Here is a 22,029-nt window from a genome sequence, read left to right on the forward strand (position 1 = left end):
CCGAGTCAGCGGTAGTGATCAGTGATCTCCTGGGCGAGGTCGACGATGCGCTGCTTGGCCTCGGGCGGGTTGAGGACGGTGACGGCGGCGCCGAAGGCGAGGAGTTGGCGCACGTCTTCGAGGTCGTTGTATTTGAGGGCGGCGCTCACATGCCCGGTGTCGTCGGCTTTGCCGAGGGTGAGGCGAGTGCCCAGGATGCGGACGGCTCGTTCGACTTGATGCTCGCTGATGAGGAGGTCGATGACGTCGTGGCCGGCTGTCTCCCAGGTCGATGTCAGTTCGTTCGCGACTCTCGCCAAGTTCGCGCCGGGGCGGAGCCGTCGGCGGGTGCGAAGGACCTCCCAGTACAGGAGACGTTGGAGCGCGAACAACCGTGGCGCGCTGTTCTCGTCGGCGACGAGGTACCAGCGCCCGGCTTTGGCCAAGAGGCCGTAGGGATTGATCGTCCGGGTTGAAGGCTCTCGTCCGAACCTGCGGTAGGTGATCTTCAGTCGCATGCCTCGCCGAAGGTCGCCGATGATCGCGGCGGGGGTCACGCCTTCGGGTTCGCTTCCGAACCAGGGGCGGTTGTCGCTGACGACGAGGTCGCCCAATGGCAGCAGCTCGTCACCGGTGCGCTCGGTGGCGACCTTGCGGATCGCTCGGTTGCTGGCGGTATCGATGCCCAGGCGGCGGCGCTGATCGTCGTCCAGACCGGTCAGGGTCAGATGCTCGCGTTCTTCCGATGTGAGGCGAGTGGCGTCCAGGGTCGATCCGGGAAGGAGGGACACCCCGCCGTGGCGTCCCTGTCGGGTCAGCACGGGGAAGCCGGCTTCGGCCAGCCAGTTCAGGTCACGGATGATCGTGCGCACCGAGACGCCGATCTCTCCGGCCAGCGCGGGTGCTGTGGTGACCGGCCTGGCTTGCAGGGCCAGCAGCAGTGAGAAGAATCGGTCGGGCGTCACATCTCAATCATCTCAGAGAACATGACATATCTTGGCGTGTTTTTCCCTCAGACTGGTGGCATCAACCCGACCGGAAGGAACCCCATGACTGCTCCGAACATGTTCATCATCTACGTCGCCGATGCTCCGACCGCTGCTCGTTTCTACAGCGACCTGTTCGACATCACGCCTAGTTTCGAGACGCCCGGCTTCGTCGCGTTCGACCTCTCCGACGGTGTGCAACTCGCGCTGTGGAACCTGCCCCAGGAGGAACTCGACCGCGCATCGGTACGCACCAGCGAGCTGTGCCTGGCGCTTCCGGCCAATGAGCTGATCGACGAGCAATTCCAGGCGTGGAAGAACAAGGGTGTGCGGATCGTGTCCGAGCCGCGGGACGAAGCGTTCGGTCGAACGTTCGTCGCGGCGGACCCCGACGGCAACCTGATCCGTGTGGCGCCCGTGGATTGAAGTGCCGATGACGGAACGACCCAGAAAGTTCATCCCTGCTTCCACAACGCGCTCATGGTCATACCGTATAGTGATACGGTATGACCATGAGCAGAAACAAATCAACGCGCATACGGCGCGCGGGCGGGGCCAGGCGAATCCAGGTACTGGGTCAGGTTGTGGAGGTGCTGTCCGAGCGCGGATATGCCGCGACCCGGTTCGCCGATGTGTCGCAAACCTCAGGTGTCGCGGTGTCGACGTTGCAGGGCTACTTCGGGTCCCGTGAGGACATGCTCATCGAGGCGCTTCAGGGCGCGACCTCGGGCGAGGTCGAGGCACTGGCCGAGCTAGCCTCCGGGTTCGAGGACCCGTGGCAGCAGTTGGTCGCGCTGGTCGACCGGGGCCTGTCGACACCTGTGCCGACGTGGCGGATGCTGATGGAGTTCTGGACCGCCGCCGCCCACGATGCCGAGCTGCGCGCCCACGCCGCCGTGCTGGCCGAGCAGTACCGACAGCCGTTCGTCGAGGCGGTAGAACGTGGGGTGGAGTCTGGCTCGTTCTCTCCCCGGTTCGACGTCACCGCGGTCGTGGACGTGGTGGTCGCGACGATGGACGGCCTGCTTTACCCGCTCGTGCTGGGGCACCGGGCCTCGGACGATCTTGACTATCGCGATGTGGTGCTCGCTCAGCTCGCCTTCGTCCTCGGGACCGACGTATGACGGTCCTGGTGACCGCCGCGAGCGGGAAAGTCGGCCGCGAAGTGCGAGCACAACTTGACGCGCGCGATGTCGACGTGCGGGCAGCGTCCCGGCGCAGCGCTATCTCGCTGGACTGGAGTGATCCGGCAACGTGGCCGGCCGTACTGGAGGGCGTGGACCGGGTGTTCCTGATCGTGCCCGGTGGTGACGACGGACACCGCTCGGTCACCGGGCTCGGCAGCGCGGTGGTGGAATTCCTCGACCTCGCCCAGCACCGCGGCGTCGGGCGTGTGGTGCTGATGACCGCCCTGGGCATGGAATACGCTCCGGCCGAGGTCGAGCAGCGCGGCGTCGAACTTCACCTGCAACGCAGCGGCCTGGAGTGGACGATCCTGCGGCCGAACTGGTTCTTCCAGAACCTGACCGACGGCCCGCTGCGCGCCCTCGCCGACGCACACGACGGCGTGCTACGCCTACCGACCGGCGATGCCGCGGTCAGCTTCATCGACACCCGCGACATCGCGGCCGTCACCGTCGAGGTCCTCCTCGGCGATCACCACGGCCGTGAGTACGCGCTGACCGGACCACACAGCCTAACCTTCACCGAGGTGGCTGCCGCCTGCCGGGACTCGCCGGTTCCGGTCGAGGCCTATGAGCCGATCTCCGACCCGGACTTCCGCAGCACGGTCCTCGGCCTGGGCTGGCACCCGGACTATGTGAACACCGTCAGCGGCCTGTTTGCCACGATCGCCGCCGGCCATGCTGAACCCGTCCTCCCCGATATCGCCGACGTGCTGTGCCGTGCGCCTCGGTCGTTCGCTGGGTTCCTCGCGGAAACGCGATGATCCTCACCGACCGGATCGCTCACGGCGTCGCCGAAGGCTCGGTCACGCTCGCCTACCGCCGCTGGACGCGCCCTCGGGTCACACCCGGGGCGACGTTCCGCACGGTGGCCGGGATCGTGCGCATCGAGGCAATTGACCGAGCCGACCTCGAACAGCTCGACCCCACCGCCGCGCAGGACGCCGGCTACGCCACCCTCGAGGAGCTGCTCGCCACCTTCCGCGGGGACGACAGCATCCCGCTGTGGCGGATCGCTCTGGCGTGGGTCGGCTCCGATCCCCGAGAAGCGCTCGCGGAGAACGCAGTGCTCTCGCCCTCCGATATCGCCGACATCGACGCCCTGCTGGACCGTCTCGACGCCCGCACCCCGTGGGCACGCACCACGCTGAGCCGGATCGCAGAGCATCCGGGCACCACCGCCGTGCAGCTCGTCGATGAGCTGCCGCTGGGCAAGGACTCCCTCAAACGCCGCATCCGCACTCTCAAAGAGCACGGCCTGACCCGCAGCCTGCCCACCGGCTACGAACTTTCCGCCCGCGGACGGGCCTACCTGTCAGCTACCAGCCCCGAAAGGCCCGTCCCATGACCGAGCACACCGTCGGTGTTCCGAACCTCATCGAACTCCAAACCCCCGACCCCGATGCAGCCGCCCAGTTCTACACCGAACTGTTCGGCTGGCGAATCGATGACAAGCCCCCGGCCGGCTATCGCTATGCCCGCGCGCTTGACGGCGCCGTCATCGCCGGGCTCCGACAAGCAGACGGCGACCAGCCCGCGGCGTGGACGGTCTACCTGACCACGAACGACATCGCCCGCGCCACGGGGCGTGCAGCCGAAAGCGATGCCCGCATTCTGCACGGTCCCGTAGACGTCCCGGGCCAGGGAGAAGTCGCAGTGATCGCTGATCCCACGGGCGCAGTCACCGGCCTCTGGCAGCCGCGACCGGGCTGGCATTTCGCCAGTCACGCCCCCGGCGCGTATGCCTGGGCCGAGCTTCTCACCCCGAGCGGCAGCATCGCCGACGACTTCTACGCTGAGCTCGTCGGGCTCGGCTCGACACAGATCGGAGACGCAGACACCTACGACTACGCAGTCTGGACCCCGACCGGACATCAGGCACCCGTGGCCGGACGTCACCAGGTCGGTGTCCACGACGGTGGTCCTGCGCACTGGCGCGTCTACTTCACCGTTGACCCGGCCATCGGCACCGACCAAGTCCTGACGAACGCGCTTCGGCTCGGAGCGACCCTTGTCGCGGAGCCCAGCGACATCCCCGCCGGACGCATTGCCGTGCTGACCGACCCCGCTGGAGCGCAGTTCGCTCTGCTGACACCGGCACCGCGAACCTGACACCAGCACACGTGCAAGTAGCCCGAGCGTGTGTCGTCGATCGAGGAAGCCGCAACCGGCGATAGTCGCGCGTCCTTCGCCCCGATCCTCGCCCGCACGCGCTCGGTTCATCGACCCATCGCACCCGTCGCGTACGACTGCGTGAAGCTGATCTTCGTCCGGCACGGCTCGGCGATCCTGCTCAGCGAGTTCGGCGAGAAGCCGGTCAAGGTCGGCGACGTCGTGGCGCTCGGCGCGAACACTCTGTGTGGGAGTGAGCCCGAAGGCTCCATCACCGTTACGACACTCTACTTGGATCGCGACTACGTGATCGACCAGGTGTTCTGGCAGCACGCCGCGTTGCTGGCCGACCGATGGGATGCTCAGGACTTCGCCGACGAGCTGTATTCAGAACCGGCGCAAATACTCCGCCTCGGTGAAGATCGCGCTGGGATGCTCGCGCCGTGGTTGGACGAACTGGTCGCGCTGAGCCTCGACGGGCCGTCGCCGGAGCGGTTCTACCGGATGCAGGCATTGCTCTTCGCTGTGCTCGACGTGGTGACCCCGTTCGTGCGCACCACTGCCTCGCGCCGGTCTGCGTCACAACGGAAGTCCACCCGGCCCGGCCTCCCGCGTCACCGTGGCTTCGCCCCGCTGAGTGCCGAAGTGCGTCAAGCCGTCGAGCTGCTCCGCGGTGCACCTAGTGAACGGTGGACCCTCGACCGCCTCGCCGACACTGTGCACCTGTCACCAGCACAGCTGAGCCGGGTCTTCGTCGACGCCTACGGCAAGACACCGTTGGCGTACCTGACGATGCTTCGAGCCGAGCAGATGGCTCGGTTGCTCCGGGAAACCGAGGCGACCGTCGAGCAGGCAGCCCGAAGCGTCGGCTGGTCGAGTCGTAACCATGCAGCTCGTCTGTTCCGCCAGTGCGTGGGCGTGAGCCCTGGCCGTTACCGCAAGCTCAGCCGTAAGCCTCGCCGAGCGGTTGCGTGACACTCCGTCGTGTTACACGGTTCATTAGGCGCGGGCGCCAGCTGTGGTGGCATGGCGTTCGATGCGTCGATCACGAGACTCCGAAGTTCTCGCGCGGACGAGGAGGAACAGGCTGACCGGCCCCATCACGGTGAACTTCATCGCGTTCCATACCAGGATCAGAACCACCAGATGCAGCCAATCGGGCGCGCCGTCGGCGATGAGAGTAGTTACGACGCTCGCGCCGTACAGATAGGGGAGTGCTAGCAGCATCGCCGGGACGCCCCAACGTAGCCCGCGCCGGGTTCGAATCGCGTCCAGTGCGATGTTGGTGGGCATGTAGCGGCGCAGGAAGTAGCGGGTGTGGACGCTGGCGGTCCAGATCAAGCGGAACATGGCGACAGTCCTCTCCGAGTCTCCGGCGACAAGGAATCGAAGGACTGTCCAGCCGAAGCCGTCTGGTCGTGCCACCACGTCCGGTGGTGGCGTAGCAGGTAGAGGCCGCCTGCCGACAGAATATCGCGTTGTCATGAGGACAGGAAGTGCCCGACCTGTCCCGCCCTGTCGGTGTGCCGTGCGACCCTTGACCAGGCACGAGGTCGAGGAGCTCGCACGGCCGACGGGACCGGGGAAGCTCCGAAGCTGCACGGAGGTCATTGATGCGCCGGGTCCGCCCTGACGTCTTGAGGACCGTTTGACTCTGGAGATGGGGTCCGCAGCGGCGCGGCTCACGACCAGGCTGAGCCCGGGATCGGTACGATAGAACAACGATGATCATCTGAGGACGAGGAGCGTGGAGCATGGCACGAGGAGACCTGCTCTTGGCTCTCGTGCAGTCCGGCGCAGGTGGCGACGACCTTGCCTTCCGCCGCGCGGCCGAAGCGTTGATCGCCGAGGAAGAGAATAAGAAGCACAACGTGCTTGCCTCGCAACTTACCGACGCATTGCGACGGAAGCGCTCGGGGACAACTAGCAGCGTGACGGCGCTGGCCCGGAACGAGGCCACGCGGGGCCTCTTCCATGAGCAAGAGCCGCAGCGGCGACTATCCGATCTGGTTCTACCGGTCGAAGCCCGCCAGGCTGTCAGCCAGCTCGTGGAAGAGCATCATCGACGCGATCTTCTACGAAGCCACGGAGTGGAACCTCGCCATCGCCTGCTCTTCGTCGGGCCACCCGGTGGCGGTAAGACGTCGTTGGCAGAGGCGGTCGCGACCGAGTTGGCGGTGCCATTGCTAAGCGTGCGTTATGAGGGCCTGATCGGCAGTTTCCTCGGAGAAACCGCATCAAGAATGGAGGCCCTTTTTGATGCGGTTCGAGTTCGACCATGCGTTCTCTTCTTCGACGAGTTCGACGTCGTCGCAAAAGAGCGCGGTGATACGCACGAGACGGGAGAGATCAAGCGAGTCGTAAGCTCGCTGCTTCTCCAGGTCGACCGACTGCCGAGTCACGTCATCGTCATTGCCGCCACGAACCACGCAGAACTGCTGGATCGCGCCGTGTGGCGGCGGATGCAACTTCGACTCGACCTTCCGTATCCCACGAGAGCCGGAAAAATCGAGTGGTTGCAGGCGTGGACCGCACGTACGGAAGTGAGCCTTGGACTCACGCCGAGGACTGTTGCAGACCGCCTCGGGCGAGTCAGCTTTGCCGAGCTCGAAGAGTTCGCGCTCGATGTGCAGAGACGTTCCATACTTTCGGGACCGGAGCCAGACTCGGTGGCCGTCGTTCAGCAGTTGCTCAAACAGTGGGCCGGCCGCGCTAGCGTCAGCGAGAGCTAATGCCACCGGACGACCGGGCTTCGACGTCGAGGCCTGTCATTCTGGGCAGGATTGCCGCACCGCGACCAATTCGACCGCCCCGAGGTGGCGGAGGTCGTGCTCGTTTCGCGGACCCCGAGGCGCGGTCCCGACGTATCGACGTACGCTTCGACGAAGCGAGTGCCGCCCTCGGCGACCAGATTCAGATATCTGAGTCGATCCACGCGGCCGATCCCCAGCTGGTCTTGGTTTTCGAAGCGCTTGACGAGCAGCTTGACCTAAGTGCCGTAGCCGAAAAGGTCGGCATTGAGATCCTCGTTGAGGCTGAGAATGTGATATCACCCGACGATGATTTCCAACTCGTCAGTCAGCAACCGCGGAATCCTTACATCTCCTCATGTCTCCACGCTGTCTGTACGAATCAGCAAGCGTTCGACAATTTGCTTTCTTTATGGCGCGCCTGGAGGGAGACTGAGCAGCTTCCTCGGGGCTACTCGCCGTTGCGCGACCTCTTCGCGCACCTGAAAGACATACGGCCGTGGGGGCCGCAAGATCGGCTCAGAACGATCGACTGGGACGAGTACTTCGCCGGGCGCATTGACGACCAGCCACACAACATTGAGATTGAACTTTGGTATCGACGCAGCTCTCGAACACGCGAAGAGAGCCAGCGTCAGGTTGCTGCCCTCATCGAGCAAGCGGGAGGTCAAGTTACAACGACCGCAATCATCGACCAGATCGGCTACCACGGCCTCAAGTGCACCGTCCCAACTCAGATGCTCCGCGACCTCGCTTCGGGCAATCATGACGCCGTACGCGTCGTCAGGTCGACTAACGTGATGTATCTGCGCGTGGCAGGACAAGCTCTACCGGTTGTCGGCCCTCCGACCGACGTGCGGGGTCAGACCGATGGTGAGGCTCCAACAGGCGATCCGGTCCTCTGTCTTCTGGACGGCGCCCCGGCAGCGAACCACCCTCTGCTCCGCGACCGAGTCATCGTCCATGACCCCGACGACCTGCTTGGCCGAGCCACTGTCGACGAACTCAGACACGGGACATGGATGACCTCGGTAGCGGTGTGGGGAGACCGCGGAGCAAACGAGCTGCCAGCCAGACGCCCTGTGCTTGTCCGTCCGGTCCTGACCCCCGCCGACGACACGCTCCACCGATCCGAGGAACTACCGCCGACCGAGTTGGTTCCCGATCTGATGTGGCGCACCTTCCGCGAGTTGTTCGAGGGCACTGACACTCAGCCCGCGGCGGGTGAGAGCATCGCCATTGTCAATATCTCGATAGGTGACCCGGCATCGCCTTTCGACACGATCTTGTCCTCGTGGGCGCGGATGATCGACTGGCTGAGCTACGAGTACGGCGTGGTCGTGATCGTGTCAGCGGGAAACCATCCGAATCTCACACTGAGCCCGACAACATCGAGCGAAGTCGCTGCACTACGTGGCGCTGACCGACGCCAAGCCATACTTGACGCGCTACACCGACAACAGAACGAGCGCAGGCTCCTGGCGCCAGCAGAGTCGGTCAACGCTCTCAGTGTCGGTGCGATTCATGACGATGCCTCATCCGCCGCGCCGCAGGGCTACGCCGTCGATCCCACCGACAACCTGCTATCCATTAGCCCCGTCTCGCCTACTGGGAGCGGGTATCGAAGGAGCATCAAGCCAGACCTCGCTGCCAACGGCGGTCGCGTGTTCTTCCGCGACGGCGTCACAGCTCAGGAATCCGTCGTCTTCACTGGCGTCTCTGCACTTGGACCTGGCATTCGAGTCGCGACACCCACCCAGTTCCGCGAGACACACATCGCTGGAACGAGCCCTGCCGCCGCGTTGGTTTCGAAGCGGGCCGCACGCCTTCACGACGTGATCGACGAGATCACCGCGGGCGTTCCCATCACCCGTAGGCAGCGAGCCTCGGCGATCAAGGCGCTCTTGGTTCATGGATCGGCCTGGCCGCAGGAACTGGCCCACCACCCGATACCAGCAGAGATCGCTCTCGGCAATGGAGCTGCTGTTCGCGACTACGCCGACGGCTGTGCCACCAACGAGGCCGTAGTCATCTTCCTTGGGTCCATCGGAGCTGCTGAGGAACAAGAACTCCTCTTTCCGTTGCCGGACGGATTGAGCGTTCGCGAGACGAAGCGCATCGATGCGACCCTTGCGTGGCTCACGCCAGTCAACTGGCGCCACCGGCAATACCGTAAGGCCGCGCTGTCGTTCGTCAAACCGGCGGGATCGATTCCAGCGCTGGGGACGCCGAGTGGTCTGGCGTCGGACGTGACGACGCGAGGCGCATCTTCTGTTCAACACCAGTCTTGGGAGATGGAGAAGGCCTTTGCCTCTGGGCAGGGTTCGAACATGGCCGTCCGTGTCAAGTGCTACGAGCAGGCAGGTGGGCTGCTCGGTGAACGCGTCGACTTCGCCGTCGCTCTCTCACTATGGGTTGCTCCCGCGCTCAATGTCGACGTGTACAGCCAGGTTAGGACGCAGGTTGAAACTCGCGTGCCCATCCTGCCGCAGTGATTGCTTCACTGTCCTGAGATCGAGCCCAGAGGGCGGCTAGCTCGACTGGACGGCATTGGTGACGCCATAGCTTAGGGAGTAGAGGCGATCCCGGAGAGCCTGAGGGTCGGGGAGCGTCGAACGCGGCTCATCAGCAAGTCTGAAGTCACGCTGAATCTTGCGGATGTCATCGAGAACCTTGTCTGCTTCAGCCGCATCCCGTGGAAGCTGAGCGCTCAGGTTCTCCAGCAGTGCGGTTACCTCGTTCTTGCGGATGTTGTTCGGGTGGTCCGCAATGAAGTTCTTACGAAGACGCTTGATGATGGTGGAGATCTTGGCATGGGCGTGGTCACGCATTGCCTCGCGTTGCTTGGATTCGATCAGGGCGAGGGTAGGTCGGAAGTTTTCGTACAGGTCCCGCTGAACCTTGAGCGTGGCCTTGCTGTCAAGGGCGAGGTCGATCACTGATCTCGCGAAAGGTACCTTTTCGACCTCTAGCGGCCGTTTAAGATCACCCTTCTGGCTGGCTTCGACTGCGGCCCACTGTAGTAGCTTGAAGGTCTTCTCACCCTTGACCGTCTTCACGTCGGACCAATTCGCCAGGAAGGCTTCCGCTTGGTCACGGGGAAGGACCGTTTGAGCGAGCTTCTTAATGGCCTCGTTCGCAAGTGAAATCGGAACGAGATCCTCCAACTCCACGATGCCTTCACGATCCTCTCCGTCTATCGTGGCAGCGACCGTGAACATCAGAGACTTCGGCAGAAGTCCCTTCATGGCCTTAACATCTTCGATGGCCTTCAGGCCGTCCGTGTCGTTGTCGACAAGGACGAGCACCGCCGGCTTATCCTCGTCGCGACCGCGAGCGAGATGGACCATGTATGAGACGTTGCCCGCGCCGCCGCAGGGCACCAGGGTGAGGGTGTTCAGGTCGAGCGCGTCGCCATCGGGAGAGACCTTGCGGGCGATGGCGCTGGCACCCGCAAGAAGTATCGGGTCGGCCTGGCCTTCAAGCATGAGATTGCAGGAACTGATGAAGGTCGTCTCGGCGACGAAACCGCCAAGGGACGATCGAAGCGGCTCATAGTGATTGCGGCCCGCGTTGTTGACTACGCGAGTCCCTTCCTCGCCGTCGCCCTTCTCGAGAACCCGGATTCGTTCGGCATGGTTCTTATCGATCAGAAACGGCGAGTGTGTTACATACACGACTTGCACGGGCGTTGTCTGATCGTCCTCGGGATGCGCGAATGCCCGGAAGATCCGAAGTAGATCCTGCTGTCCGGAGTTTGACAAGAAGGCATCGGGCTCATCCATGAGGAGGATCTCGCCATCCTCCGCCGTGTGCGATAGGTACTGCACGAAGTAGCTGAGGAAGTACTTGAGGCCCTGGCTTCGCTCCTTGAACGTATAGTCACTGCCAGTGCGGTCGCGGATCGTGAAAACGAGGTCGAAATCGCGCAGTCGGAGTCGCAAGGCGAAATCTCTGTCTTGAGTCCACCACCGTCTGAAGTTAAGAGAGTCCGCAAGCTTGCGGTTCATCTTGTCAACGAGCGCCTCGGCATAGCCCTCAGACGTGTGTACGGCGTTCTTCAACTCGGCAAACTCGGATGGTGTGATGCCGGCAACGTCGATCAACAGCCGACGAGCCAAGTCCCACTGGTCGATTAGATCTTGGTCAGGCGTGCCATCTTTGCCGTCATAGGCGGGGCGGGTTCCACTGCCCGGTGTTTCTTCAAGCGCCTCGGGGTTGTCGCGAACGAACAGCATCCGCGAGAGCCAACCTTGCCTGGTTCGGTTCGTCCTCGAATGATCGCCCGCCAGATACGCGATCTCGACGCTGTCAGGCAGAGGTATCCGAGCGTCGATCCTGAAGGACTTTGGCAGTTCCAGCGCGTCCGGAACCTCATCCAGCTCGACCAGTTCGTCGCCGAGATAGATGACAACGCGGTCATGGAAACGGAACAGGTGGAAGGAATCGACTTCTGTAGCTTCCCACTCCTGCAGGCCGAGGATGACCTCGGCTTGCTCCGGCGTCAAGTCAGTGAATTCTCCTCCGAACTCTGGCAGCTCGGGTGCGTTGTCTTCGTTGAACTCCGTGGAGTATCGGCAGAAGTCGCGTTTGACGTAGCCTTCGCCAGTGAGAAGCGCCTCGATGGCACCGAGCAGCTGGCTCTTTCCCGCTTCGTTCGCGCCTACCACCGTCGTCACCTCGGGTTCCAGCGGGACTCGCACGAAAGGAAAAAACAGCTCCTCCGCACCAAGCTGGTCCCACGGATCAGGACGCGCCGTGTCATCCTCCCGACTCTTTCGGAGGTAGTCGAAGTTGAACGACCGGAAGAACCGGATGTACAAGGTCGTCAGTCTCATCGGTCGCTCCTACCCGCCGTTGCGCACGGCCGAGGCGACCGTGCTCTCAGGGTATCGACATGCGCCGACATCGACGCCGAGATCGGAGTCGGGGCACAACGTGTCGCGGCGCCACGGTCGTGCCTGCGATGCAAGTGCCACCCCGGACAGAACTTTGTCACGGGCTGGACACCGACCGCACTAGCGTAGACGACCATGAGAGTCACGCGTGGCGACTCCTCGGTCAAGGATGTAGGTACGAACGGTACCTGCGGAGAACCCGAGATTGGTGCCAACGCGTTCAAGCGACTCGCCCGCCGCGTACCGGCGGACCATCTCGTCTACCTCGCAGGCGGACGGCGTTGCGCGCCGTAACTGCACGCCGCGGGCACGAAGCAGGGCCGCTAGTCGTTGCCGGCTGACGTCAAGGGCAGGGGCAATCTCGCGAAGCGTCGCTCCGGCCTCGTAGCGAACCTCAGCTGCGAGCAAAGCCGCCTCGCTGACCCGTGTCTGCTGCCGGATGAGGGGTGGCTCACGGCGAGCGAAACTCTTGGTCCTCTGTCTGATCTGCCAGTGCCTCACGGCCATGCGAACCAGGGGCGGGGCAAGTTTCGATAATGCTCCCGTTAGGCCCACCATTGAAGATGTACTAGAACTCCCGACAGTGCCGGCGGTGGACTGGCGGCCGGGGTGACAATCGCCGCACGGGATGCCGGTGTTCCGGTGGCCAGGCAAATCCTGATCTATCCGATGCTCGATGACCGGACCACCACACCCGATCCGCACCTGGTCCCGTTTATGACTTGGACCCATGACGACAACTACACAGCTTGGCAGGCGCTGCTGGGCCAGGACATGGGCGGAGCCAAGGTGAGTTCGCTTGTAGTGCCCGCGCGTCTGGACGATCATGCGGGGCTCGCACCGGCATACATCGAGGTCGGAGAGCTTGACATCGTCCGCCCGGGGGTTCCGCACGGCTTTGAGGTGATCGCGCTGGGCACGGAACTTTCAGACCGTGCCTTCGAGGACCGGCGACGAGTAATCACCTCCTTCTAGGCGCGAGCGCATCCGTCTCGGACGATTCTGGTTCGGGTGAGAGGAAGACGAGTTGTTGCGGAGATGTCGGCAGCTGTGACGCGCCAACCGTGTTCGGCGAGTCAGAGTGCTTCGGTTCCGGTTCCGCAGCCAGCGTCCAGCGCTGTACCCGCACGCAGGTACGCGGTATCGGTCAACAGATAGGGGTTGACCGGGAGTTGGTGCTCGCTGTTCGAGGTGGCGGGTGCCCAGTGGTGCTCCCAAGTAGTCCTTGTCAAAGTCGGCCATCAGGCACCCACCGTGTTGCTGCTGTCTGCGATGGTGCGGTCTGCGCGAGCGAAGACCATCTCGGTGTTGATCGTCATCGCCACTCGCGCCCCGTTTGCCGCGGACTCGCTGACCTGCATGCCGGGGTTCACCACATTGCCCGCCGCCCAAACACCGGGCACGGAGGTGTGCCCGGCAGGATCGGCGACGATGGCGACACCCGCGGCGTTCTCTGCGACATCCACCCCGAGCTCATCGAGGCCGTCGAGGCGTGCCGTGGTCAGAGCGGGAACAGCCAACGCATCCAGCCCGACCTGCCCTCCGTCGTCCATGACCGCTGCCGTGAGTCGGTCATCGACCACGTCGACACCATGCAGCTGTCCCGGCACGATCGTGATCCCGAGAGCGCGAACCTTCTCGAGCTGGTCGGCGGGGAACTCGAGCCCGTTGGGGAAGAACGTCATCTGCTCGCTCCACTGATGGAACAGCAGTGCCTGCATCGCCGACATCGGTCCGGTCGCGAGGAGGCCGATCCGCTGATCGCGGATCTCCCAGCCGTGGCAGTACGGGCAGTGCACGATATCCCGGCCCCACCGCTCGGCAAGACCGGGAATCGAAGGAAGGTCATCCCGCACCCCTGTCGCGATCAGCAGCTGGCCAGCTCGAATCGTCGAGTCGTCGTTGAGCACGAGAGTGAAACCGTCTTCAGCAGAGCCGGACGCGCGATGAACATCCCCCTGGAGGTTGCGAGCACCGTAAGAAGCCGCCTCTTGACGTCCACGCTCCAAAAGCTCGAGTGGGTTCACACCCTCCTGGCCGAGCAGCCCGTGCGCTGCGGCCGCGGGGGCATTCCTGGGCGCGCCTGCGTCGATGACAACGGCGCTGCGGCGCGCACGTGCAAGAATCAGTGCCGCGCTCAGCCCGGCCGAGCCGCCGCCGATGATCGCGACGTCGTATACCTGATCGTGTGTGGTGCCCATTACGCTGTCCTCTCGTTCTTCCGCGATGCATACCCAGAATCACTCAGACCAGATCCGCTGGCAATTATTCTTGCTGAACGGCAAAATCGAGGCATGAGCGAACACACCAATCTCGTCAGTCGGCAAGGCCAGCGCGCCCACATACGTGCTTCCGACGGCGACCGCGATGCAGCATCGGCATTGACACGCTACTACCTCGAACCCGGCAAAAAGTAGTTGGTCTTGATCGTCTTACTCTTGCGGTTCTTGGGCTACGCGCGGGTGGCGTGAGCCGCTAGCGTATCGGCGGTGGGGCTGTGAGGGTGGTCGGTCAGATGCTGGTCGAGCAGTGCCGCCCCATGAAGCATGGCTCGCGCTCGTGCAGTGAACGCCATCTGTCGTTCTCCAAGTGCGGCACGGAGACCGTCGCCGCTGCCGGTTCTGCGTAGTTCTTCGATGATGGGCCTGATACGCGTGAAGCGGTAATGCCCCTGCCGCAGGAGCCGGATCACACGAGCATCTCGCACATCCTCTACATCATAGGATCGGTGCCGTCTGTAGGGCAGGCGTTCTGGTGCGAGGAGGCCAGCGTTCTCCCAGACACGAAGAGCGGAGGTGCGGACGCCGAGTAGGTGCGCGAGTTCCCCAATGGACATCGGTACCCGGCGGTACAACGGCTCATCCAATGCAGTGTTGATCGCGTTGAGTGCCTGCACCGTCTGAGCGAGCCTTTGGCGCTGCTCGTGAAGCGCTTGATGACTGGCGTCGATGAGCGCCAGAGCCTTGGCGACGCTGCCCCGAACGACGGACGTCATGATGGTGCGGGCCGTCGGTGCGCCGTGGCCTCGGGCGAGGGCCTGGTAGCAGTGCAGGGCGCTGAGGTGTTCATCGGTGTAGATGCGGTAACCGGTGGCGGTGCGCTCGGCGGCGGGGAGGACTCCTGCGGCTTCGAGGTTGCGTACCTGTTGGGTCGATACACCCGCGCTGGCGGCGAGATCGGCTGGCTTCATCCCCTCTCCCTTCGATTCCGTGTTGAGGGTTCGTGAGCGGATTCGCCGCATTGAAATGAGGAATCCGCTCGCAGAGTATCAACTAGCAGTTCAACGATACAGTTGAAGTATGGGAAATAAGGAGAACGCACCGATTCGGTTCCGTCTTGACGTTGACCTCTCCGCCGTGGCGGGCGACCCTACGGAGGAACTATCGCGGGTGCTGCGATACTGGGCGGGCAACATGAAGCACTACGACTTCGAACAACCCGCCACGGAGACGGTGTACGACTCGGAATACCGCGAGGTCGGCGGCTGGTCACTCGCCTGATCAGAGGCCGGGTGCCGATCCGTCACGGTCCAGGAGCTGTGGTCCAGTAAGTCCAGCCAATCCTCGACCAAGCCGACAACCACGCCCCACCCCACATGCATCTGCTTCAGAATCTACATGGTCTACATTCAAGCTTGCGGTCTGAGCGGATAGGAGGCCCCCTTAGCAACCACCGCTTGGCGCTCGTTGTTCGGCCAGGAGCACGGTGACGGCCTATCACCGCAGGGATGCAGCAGGTGATCCGGAGATCTGCCTAAGGGCATTCACCGCAATGGGTATGGACTCTGAAGGCGGGCTGCGAACATCATGATCGTGTGACAGTTGTCGAATTCGGGGTTGCTCGTCCGTCATGATAGTGAGGTCGTGACCGCGGCCGGGACGATGGACAGAAGCGTCCAAGAGCAGACAGGATCAAAAATATGACGGAATACATGGTGATGATCGTCGGCGATACCGACAGGTGGTGGACCACGATGAGCCGAAACGAGCGAGAGACCGGCTATTCGGAGTACACCCGCTTCGAAGAGGAGCTCACCAAACGGAACCATCGCATCATCGGTGGTGCCGAACTGCATGCCTCAACACAGGCCAAGACTGTGCTGCCGGGCGGAGGAATTATCACAGATGGCCCATTCGCCGAGACTGCTGAGCATGTGGGCGGCTTCTACTTGGTGGAGACCGAGGACCTTGAGGATTTGACTAAGTGCTGCAAGATCATCGCCGCTGTCGGCGATGCCGTGGAGATCCGTCCCACCGTCTCGTCAGAGGCCCGCGCAGCATTCACCAAGGAGCGTGCATGATGAAATATCTGATGCTCCTGATGTCCGAAGGGGAGAACCCGCCCTGGGACCAGCAGACCCCCGAGCAGCAGGCTGCTGCGATGCAGCGCCACGAGGACTTCGGGGCTGCCTGCAATGCCCATGAGGGCGTAGCCATCCTGTCCGGGGAGGCCCTGGACGGGACACCCACGGTGGTGCGGATCCGCGGCGGGGAACGGAGCGTGACCGACGGTCCCTACGCAGAGGCCGTCGAACAACTCGGCGGCTTCTACCTCATAGAGACCCCGGACCTGCCGACACTCCTGGAGCTGGCCAAGCTCCTGCCGCCCTACGACCTGCAGTTCAGCCCGGTGGGGGAGGTCTGAGGGGTGAAGCACTATATGTTCCTGATCGCCTACCAGCCGGGGGACCTCAGCGCCGCCTCAGAGGAGGCCCGGGCTGCTTTCTTCGAGCAGCATGGTGCCTTCTCTGCCTTTGTCGCCGAACACGGGAAAGAGTTGGCCAGCGCTGCGCTGGACGACGTAGAGACGGCGACCACGGTGCGACATGTCAATGGCGAGATTGTGGTCTCTGACGGCCCGTTCGCGCAGACCTCCGAGATCATCGGCGGCTATTACCAGGTGGAGCTACCAGATCTGGACACCGCCATCGCGGCGGTGCGGCTTCTGCCGCCGTCCTATTCCCTCGAGATCCGCCCGATCAGCACCATCACGTGAGCTACGAGCCACTTGAGCGTGTAGTGCGCCAGGAGTGGGGACGCCTGATCGGCCTGCTCCTGGCACGATACCGCCGCCTTGATCTGGTGGAGGACGCCTTAGGCGACGCCGTTGAGGCCGCTGCTCGGGCTTGGCCCGTCGAAGGCGCTCCGAAGGACCCGGCAGCCTGGCTCAACAGGGCTGCCAGCCGCCGTGTGCTGGATCGGCTGCGGGCTGAGGCCATGCAGCAGCGCCGCGTGGCTTTGCTGGTGACTGAGGCACAGCGCAGCCAAGAGAGAGCAGGAACGATGGCCGACACCGGCAACCTGGTCGAGGACGACCTCCTGCGCCTGATACTGATGTGCACACATCCGGCGCTGAAGCCCGAGGCGGCCAGCGCGCTGGCCCTGCGACTGGTCCTGGGAGTCAGCACCTATGACGTGGCACGGCTCTTCTTAGTCCCGGAGCCGACCATGGCGGCCCGGATCACTCGCGCTAAAAAGAAGATCATCGCAGCTGGCATCCCGTTCGCGATACCGGGGGCGGATGTTCTTCCGCAACGTCTGGAGGCTGTTGCCCAAACAGCCTATCTGGCCTTCACCGCCGGCTATGCCCCCGGCAGCGGGAACAACCTGCTCCGCACCGACCTGGCCGGCGAGGCCGTCCGGTTGGTCCGGGTGGTCCTTCAGAAGTGCCCCACCGAGCCGGTACTGGTGACACTGCTCGCGCTGCTGCTGCTCCAGCACTCTCGCCGGGACGCCCGACTCGGGACCGAAGGAGGACTCGTTCTGCTTGCCGATCAGGACCGGTCCCAATGGCACCGCGAGGAGATCGACGAGGCACTCGACTTGCTGGATACGCTGAACGGTCCGCTGGATCTTTCGGCGATGGCTGCCAGATATCTTATCCAAGCGCGAATCGCAGCAGAGCATGCGACAGCAGCTGAGGCCGGAGACACCAGATGGGACCGGATCGTTGCTCACTATGATCTGCTGCTGCAGCTCTCAGCGTCACCTGCTGCCGGTTTGGCCCGTGCGGTGGCGGTGGCTGAAGCAGAGGGCCCTGAGGCCGGTCTGGCGGCCCTGGACGGCCTGAGCATGCCGGGCAGTCATCGTCCCGCTGCGGTGCGGGCCGAGTTATTGGTCCGCACCGGACGGATCGATCAAGCACAGGCATCCTACGTTGAAGCGATCGCACTGTGCCGCAACGAGGCCGAGCTGGAATACCTGAAAAAACGGGCGGTTGAGATCGGGATCACTCTCCCGCCGGAGGATTCAACTGCGCAGCAGCTGCCTCAAGATGATCCTTCTCGCAACGGCCAAAATCGCTGAGACAGCACGCCCGCACGCCGACTGCTCAGGAAGGAGACTTCAGCCCTGCTGAGTGTCGGATAAGGGAAGCTCTCCGGCGGTAGATTGGATGTCATGGCAAAGGGACCCATGACTCGGCCGGACGGGAAACCCATCCAGGTGGTGATCGCCGACGACGAGACCATGCTCGCCGACCTGCTGCGCTTCGCCGTGACCTCGGAGGGCTGGCAGCCGCATACCGCCTCCGACGGGCAGAGGGCGCTGAAACTCATCCGCGAGGTAAGCCCCGACGTGGTGGTCCTCGACGTGATGATGCCCCAGGTGGACGGAGTGGAGGTGGTCCGACGTGTCCGGACCGGCGGCAACGAGGTGCCGATTCTCCTGCTGACGGCCAAGGATGAGGTATCAGACAGGATTGCCGGACTCAGCGCGGGCGCAGACGACTACGTCACCAAGCCCTTCAGCGTGGAGGAGGTGGTGATCCGCCTGCGCGGTCTGGTGCGCCGGCATCTGCGCGCGCTCGAAGCCGACGAAGCGCTCCTGGTGGTCGGGGACCTGCAGCTGAACGATGAGACCCACGAGGTCATGCGGGCCGGAGTGCGCATTGAGCTCACCGCCACGGAGTTCGCGCTCCTGAGGTACCTGATGGAGAACCCGCGGACGGTGCTGAGCAAAGCCCAGATCCTTGACCGGGTATGGGGATACGACTTCGGAGGAAGATCATCGGTGGTGGAGCTCTACATCTCCTATCTGCGGAAGAAAATCGACAGCGTGGGGGAGCCGATGATCCACACCCTGCGCGGCGTCGGCTACACCATCAGGGCCGCCGATGCGTAGGAGATGGCCGCTGCGGCGGCAGCTCGCGGTGATCGTAGTAGTCATGACCGTGGCCGCGGTGCTGGTGATCGGCACCGTCAGCGTGATCACCCAGCGGACCGGCCTGATCAACAGGCTTGACGATCAGCTGCAGATCACTCTCGATGCCGCCTCGCGCGACGCACTGCCCAATCCGGTGCCACCGTGGTCAGGCTCCGCCCCCGAAGGTGCGGCTGAACCCGCACCTAACTGGCAGGAGGGCCCGGAGGTCGGTCCGCAGCTCGGCGGGCTGACCGTGGTGGCCGACGCTAGCCGGCCGGTGGCGGCGCAGCAGATACGGGCCGAATATGTGGACCCGGAGACAGGTGAGGTTCATGATCTCGACGACGACCAGGTGCATCGGCTCCTCGCAGAGGCCGGGACGGCGGCCGCCCCCACCACCGTGGATCTGGGCGAGGAGGGAACCTTCCGAGTCTCTGCCCGCACGGTGGAGGAGAGCATCACCGTGGTGGCCGGACAGTCCATGGCGCAGGTGGACCGCACGGTAGGTGAGCAGGTGACGGTCTTCGCCTTAGTCGCGGCCGCCACCTTGAGCATCACGCTCGCTATCACCCTGACCCTGATCCGCAGGGGACTCCGTCCGCTGCGCCGACTGAGCCAGGTGTCGGGACAGGTGGCCGCCACACCGCTGGCCTCCGGCGAGGTCAGCCTGCAGCGGGTACCAGAAGCTGTCACCGATTCGAGCACTGAGATCGGGCAGGTGGGCGAAGCCTTCAACACCATGCTCGCCCACGTGGAGAACGCGCTGCAGACCAGGGAGTCCTCCGAGCAACGCTTGCGGCAGTTCATCGCCGACGCCAGTCACGAGCTGCGCACCCCACTGGCCGCGGTGAGCGGGTATGCCGAACTGGCCCATGGCGCCGTCGAGGCCCCCGGGCAGCAGGCGCAGGGTCAGCAGCACACCGTGAAGGACTCCCTGCTGCGGATCCGGTCGGCTTCATCTCGTATGAGCCTGATGGTCGAGGACCTGCTGCTGTTGGCGCGCCTGGATGCCGGGGTGCCCCTGCGCAGCGAGCCCGTCCCATTGGCAGGCCTTCTGGCGGAGGCCTGTTCCGATGCTCAGGTCACCTCCGGTGACCACCGCTGGGTGCTGGACCTGCCGGAGGATGCCGCAGAGGTCACCGTGACGGGAGACCCCGACCGGCTCTACCAGGTGCTGGCCAATCTGCTGACCAACGCCCGGTCCCACACGCCGGCCGGTACAGAGGTCACCCTCAGCCTCAGTGCAGGACAGGACTGGACGGAGGTCATAGTGCACGACGACGGCCCTGGCATCGAGAACAGCCGGATCGGCAGGATCTTCGACCGCTTCTACCGCGGTGACCCCTCACGCGGCCAGGCCGCTGGATCCAGCGGCCTGGGACTGGCCATCGTGAAGGCGATCGTCAGCGCCCACGGCGGGCAGGTCAGTGTCAGCAGCAGACCCGGCTCCACCAGCTTCCTCGTCCGGCTTCCGCGCCGCCGCGGCTGAACCGACCGGCTCTGCAGCCAGCCCTGCAGGACGCGGGGATCCCAACCTGCGCTCAGAGGCCGGAGCGATGATCCGCCGCTGAGGCGCTGATGTGACCTCCTGTTCGTCCTGGCGCAGCGGGATCCTGCGAGGGTGTCCTGAGGATCCGCCGATGACGTACACCGGTGAGGGCGCCACGGCCGGCTCGCCGTCCTCCTGCTGAGAGTCCAGCGCCTGCCGGATGATACGGCGCGGATCGTACTGGCGCAGGTCCAGGGCCTGCCACTGCTGAGAATCCATCACGGCGCCGGCCTCACCCTCGGCGCGCACCCGTGCCGAGGCTGCCGCAGACTTCAGCGACCGCACCAGCTGGCCCAGCTTCTGGGCGTAGACGGGAAGCTGCTGGGGTCCCAGCAAGAACGCGGCCACCATCCCGACGATCAGCAGTTTCTCAAGGCTCAGACCCAGCATCTTGGATCTCCTTTCTTGTGATGAGCCATTCCCTCAGCGACGCCACGGCCGCCGCGGCCAGGTAGAGCGCGGTCATGGGCACCGCCACCAGGAACAGGGACAACACGTCCGCCGCAGGCGTCGCCAGGGCTGAGAACAGTACGACTGCGACAACGGCTGGTCTCCAGCTGCGCCAGATGGTTCCCGCGCTGAGGAGGCCGAGGAAGTTCAGCATCACCAGTACCACCGGCAGGACGAACGCGGCTCCGACGGCAAGGACCAGCCTCAGAACGAAGTCCACGTAATAGCCCGCCTGCAGCAGGACCGAGTCTTGTTCTCCGCCGAAGCCTGCCAGCAGCTGCACCATATGGGGGAAGAGTGAGAAGCCGGTGCAGGCTCCGGCGAGGAAAAGCGGCAATGCGGCACCCAGGAACCCCAGAGTGTACCGGCGTTCCCCACGCGTGAGGCCCGGGGTGAGGAAGGCGAGGAGCTGGTAGAGCCACACCGGGGAGGAGAGGACCACCCCGGTGTACATCGCGATCTTCAGCCGAAGGTCGAAGGCCGCGGTGACCCTGTCATAGTTCAGGCTCGCGTTCTGTGACTCGGCGAGCTCTGTCACAGGTGAGCGCAGCAGCTCCATCACGCTCTCGGAGAGCAGCCATCCCATGACCGATCCGATCAGCAGGGCGGCGGCGGCCCAGACGGCACGCCGTCGAGCTTCCTTCAGGTGATCGGCCACTGGCATCCGTGAACCTGGACGGGCTTCGGTGCCAGCGGAAGCGGTCATGACGTCGACGTGCCGGCGGTGCCGCCGGCGGCAGGGTCGGCGACAGGTATGGTCACAGTGGGTGGGGCCGAACCAACCGACTGCACCTGCTGGGCTGGCTGATGGTCCTCCTCAGTGACCTCCTCCTTCAATATCCGCATGGACTGACCCACGCTTTTGGCCAGGGCCGGCAGCTTGGTGGCTCCGAAAAGCAGGACGAGGGTCGCAAGCACGATGAGGGCGTGCCATCCGGTGAGATTCTGCAGCATGGGTTTTCCTTCTGTCGGTGAGATG

At 64.1% G+C, this 22,029-nt stretch carries 23 protein-coding genes and 1 pseudogene; 17 read left to right on the forward strand and 7 right to left on the reverse strand.

Annotation, left to right across the window (positions count from 1 at the left end; all coding sequences use genetic code 11):
- Window positions 1-5 precede the first annotated feature (5 nt).
- On the reverse strand, window positions 6-944 hold the full coding sequence (locus F0311_RS13225; protein ID WP_150462404.1) for a helix-turn-helix transcriptional regulator: 939 nt from the start codon (window positions 942-944) through the stop codon (window positions 6-8).
- A gap of 84 nt (window positions 945-1,028) precedes the next feature.
- Between F0311_RS13225 and F0311_RS13230 the strand changes: the two genes are divergently transcribed.
- The 6 genes from F0311_RS13230 (at window position 1,029) to F0311_RS13255 (ending at window position 5,236) form a co-directional block, all read left to right on the forward strand.
- Window positions 1,029-1,391 (forward strand): VOC family protein, encoded by a 363-nt coding sequence (locus F0311_RS13230; protein WP_150462405.1) that lies wholly within the window; start codon window positions 1,029-1,031, stop codon window positions 1,389-1,391.
- A gap of 80 nt (window positions 1,392-1,471) precedes the next feature.
- Window positions 1,472-2,089 (forward strand): TetR/AcrR family transcriptional regulator, encoded by a 618-nt coding sequence (locus tag F0311_RS13235; protein ID WP_223881349.1) that lies wholly within the window; start codon window positions 1,472-1,474, stop codon window positions 2,087-2,089.
- Window positions 2,086-2,913 carry an NAD(P)H-binding protein gene (locus F0311_RS13240; protein ID WP_150462406.1) on the forward strand — a complete coding sequence of 276 codons (828 nt, stop codon included), beginning with the start codon at window positions 2,086-2,088 and terminating at the stop codon, window positions 2,911-2,913. The genes F0311_RS13235 and F0311_RS13240 overlap by 4 nt, the downstream gene beginning before the upstream one ends.
- Window positions 2,910-3,497 (forward strand): hypothetical protein, encoded by a 588-nt coding sequence (locus F0311_RS13245; protein ID WP_150462407.1) that lies wholly within the window; start codon window positions 2,910-2,912, stop codon window positions 3,495-3,497. Before F0311_RS13240 ends, F0311_RS13245 begins: the two co-directional genes overlap by 4 nt.
- Window positions 3,494-4,261, forward strand: a complete 768-nt coding sequence (locus tag F0311_RS13250; protein WP_150462408.1) for a VOC family protein — start codon at window positions 3,494-3,496, stop codon at window positions 4,259-4,261. Before F0311_RS13245 ends, F0311_RS13250 begins: the two co-directional genes overlap by 4 nt.
- 30 nt (window positions 4,262-4,291) lie before the next feature.
- Window positions 4,292-5,236 carry a helix-turn-helix domain-containing protein gene (locus F0311_RS13255; RefSeq protein ID WP_223881350.1) on the forward strand — a complete coding sequence of 315 codons (945 nt, stop codon included), beginning with the start codon at window positions 4,292-4,294 and terminating at the stop codon, window positions 5,234-5,236.
- 24 nt (window positions 5,237-5,260) lie between these two features.
- Here F0311_RS13255 and F0311_RS13260 read toward each other — a convergent pair whose 3' ends face one another.
- Window positions 5,261-5,611 (reverse strand): sulfate permease, encoded by a 351-nt coding sequence (locus F0311_RS13260; protein ID WP_150462409.1) that lies wholly within the window; start codon window positions 5,609-5,611, stop codon window positions 5,261-5,263.
- Between the two features lie 404 nt (window positions 5,612-6,015).
- Between F0311_RS13260 and F0311_RS13265 the strand changes: the two genes are divergently transcribed.
- Both F0311_RS13265 and F0311_RS13270 read left to right on the forward strand, forming a co-directional pair.
- Entirely contained in the window at window positions 6,016-6,993 is a 978-nt protein-coding gene (locus F0311_RS13265; RefSeq protein ID WP_150462410.1) for an AAA family ATPase, read from the forward strand.
- The gene (locus F0311_RS13270; RefSeq protein WP_150462411.1) at window positions 6,993-9,506 is read left to right on the forward strand and encodes a S8 family peptidase; all 2,514 of its coding nucleotides are present in this window, start codon (window positions 6,993-6,995) and stop codon (window positions 9,504-9,506) included. The genes F0311_RS13265 and F0311_RS13270 overlap by 1 nt, the downstream gene beginning before the upstream one ends.
- A 36-nt stretch (window positions 9,507-9,542) precedes the next feature.
- Here the strand turns inward: F0311_RS13270 and F0311_RS13275 are convergent, their stop codons facing one another.
- Window positions 9,543-11,849 carry an AAA family ATPase gene (locus F0311_RS13275; RefSeq protein ID WP_150462412.1) on the reverse strand — a complete coding sequence of 769 codons (2,307 nt, stop codon included), beginning with the start codon at window positions 11,847-11,849 and terminating at the stop codon, window positions 9,543-9,545.
- A 651-nt stretch (window positions 11,850-12,500) separates the two neighbouring features.
- On the opposite strand from F0311_RS13275, the pseudogene F0311_RS13280 reads away from it, so the two are divergent.
- Window positions 12,501-12,884 (forward strand): annotated as a pseudogene (locus tag F0311_RS13280) (alpha/beta hydrolase fold domain-containing protein); the annotation flags it as partial.
- A 266-nt stretch (window positions 12,885-13,150) separates the two neighbouring features.
- On the opposite strand, the gene F0311_RS13285 reads toward F0311_RS13280, so the two are convergent.
- Complete coding sequence (locus F0311_RS13285; protein ID WP_150462414.1) at window positions 13,151-14,110, reverse strand: NAD(P)/FAD-dependent oxidoreductase; 960 nt, start codon at window positions 14,108-14,110, stop codon at window positions 13,151-13,153.
- A gap of 93 nt (window positions 14,111-14,203) precedes the next feature.
- On the opposite strand from F0311_RS13285, the gene F0311_RS18760 reads away from it, so the two are divergent.
- On the forward strand, window positions 14,204-14,326 hold the full coding sequence (locus F0311_RS18760) for a hypothetical protein (RefSeq protein ID WP_263406277.1): 123 nt from the start codon (window positions 14,204-14,206) through the stop codon (window positions 14,324-14,326).
- A 35-nt stretch (window positions 14,327-14,361) separates the two neighbouring features.
- Here F0311_RS18760 and F0311_RS13290 read toward each other — a convergent pair whose 3' ends face one another.
- Window positions 14,362-15,099: a MerR family transcriptional regulator gene (locus F0311_RS13290; protein ID WP_223881351.1), complete on the reverse strand. Its 738-nt coding sequence runs from the start codon at window positions 15,097-15,099 to the stop codon at window positions 14,362-14,364.
- Window positions 15,100-15,208: 109 nt separating this feature from the next.
- On the opposite strand from F0311_RS13290, the gene F0311_RS13295 reads away from it, so the two are divergent.
- The 7 genes from F0311_RS13295 (at window position 15,209) to F0311_RS13325 (ending at window position 20,540) form a co-directional block, all read left to right on the forward strand.
- Window positions 15,209-15,409, forward strand: a complete 201-nt coding sequence (locus F0311_RS13295) for a hypothetical protein (protein ID WP_150462416.1) — start codon at window positions 15,209-15,211, stop codon at window positions 15,407-15,409.
- 419 nt (window positions 15,410-15,828) lie between these two features.
- Window positions 15,829-16,209, forward strand: a complete 381-nt coding sequence (locus F0311_RS13300) for a YciI family protein (RefSeq protein WP_150462417.1) — start codon at window positions 15,829-15,831, stop codon at window positions 16,207-16,209.
- The gene (locus F0311_RS13305; RefSeq protein ID WP_150462418.1) at window positions 16,206-16,553 is read left to right on the forward strand and encodes a YciI family protein; all 348 of its coding nucleotides are present in this window, start codon (window positions 16,206-16,208) and stop codon (window positions 16,551-16,553) included. The genes F0311_RS13300 and F0311_RS13305 overlap by 4 nt, the downstream gene beginning before the upstream one ends.
- A gap of 3 nt (window positions 16,554-16,556) precedes the next feature.
- Window positions 16,557-16,904 carry a YciI family protein gene (locus tag F0311_RS13310; protein ID WP_150462419.1) on the forward strand — a complete coding sequence of 116 codons (348 nt, stop codon included), beginning with the start codon at window positions 16,557-16,559 and terminating at the stop codon, window positions 16,902-16,904.
- Window positions 16,901-18,214, forward strand: a complete 1,314-nt coding sequence (locus tag F0311_RS13315) for an RNA polymerase sigma factor (RefSeq protein ID WP_150462420.1) — start codon at window positions 16,901-16,903, stop codon at window positions 18,212-18,214. Before F0311_RS13310 ends, F0311_RS13315 begins: the two co-directional genes overlap by 4 nt.
- 93 nt (window positions 18,215-18,307) lie before the next feature.
- Window positions 18,308-19,030, forward strand: coding sequence for a response regulator transcription factor (locus tag F0311_RS13320; protein WP_150462421.1), 723 nt, complete (start codon window positions 18,308-18,310; stop codon window positions 19,028-19,030).
- A complete protein-coding gene (locus F0311_RS13325) occupies window positions 19,023-20,540 on the forward strand; it encodes a sensor histidine kinase (RefSeq protein ID WP_150462422.1) in 1,518 nt (505 codons plus the stop codon). Before F0311_RS13320 ends, F0311_RS13325 begins: the two co-directional genes overlap by 8 nt.
- A gap of 430 nt (window positions 20,541-20,970) precedes the next feature.
- On the opposite strand, the gene tatC is transcribed toward F0311_RS13325, so the two are convergent.
- Window positions 20,971-21,756, reverse strand: a complete 786-nt coding sequence (gene tatC / locus F0311_RS13335) for a twin-arginine translocase subunit TatC (RefSeq protein ID WP_223881352.1) — start codon at window positions 21,754-21,756, stop codon at window positions 20,971-20,973.
- Window positions 21,753-22,004, reverse strand: coding sequence for a twin-arginine translocase TatA/TatE family subunit (locus tag F0311_RS13340; RefSeq protein WP_150462424.1), 252 nt, complete (start codon window positions 22,002-22,004; stop codon window positions 21,753-21,755). Before F0311_RS13340 ends, tatC begins: the two co-directional genes overlap by 4 nt.
- Window positions 22,005-22,029: the final 25 nt, after the last annotated feature.

The organism is Nesterenkonia ebinurensis (assembly GCF_008711175.1).
Lineage (GTDB): Bacteria > Actinomycetota > Actinomycetes > Actinomycetales > Micrococcaceae > Nesterenkonia > Nesterenkonia ebinurensis.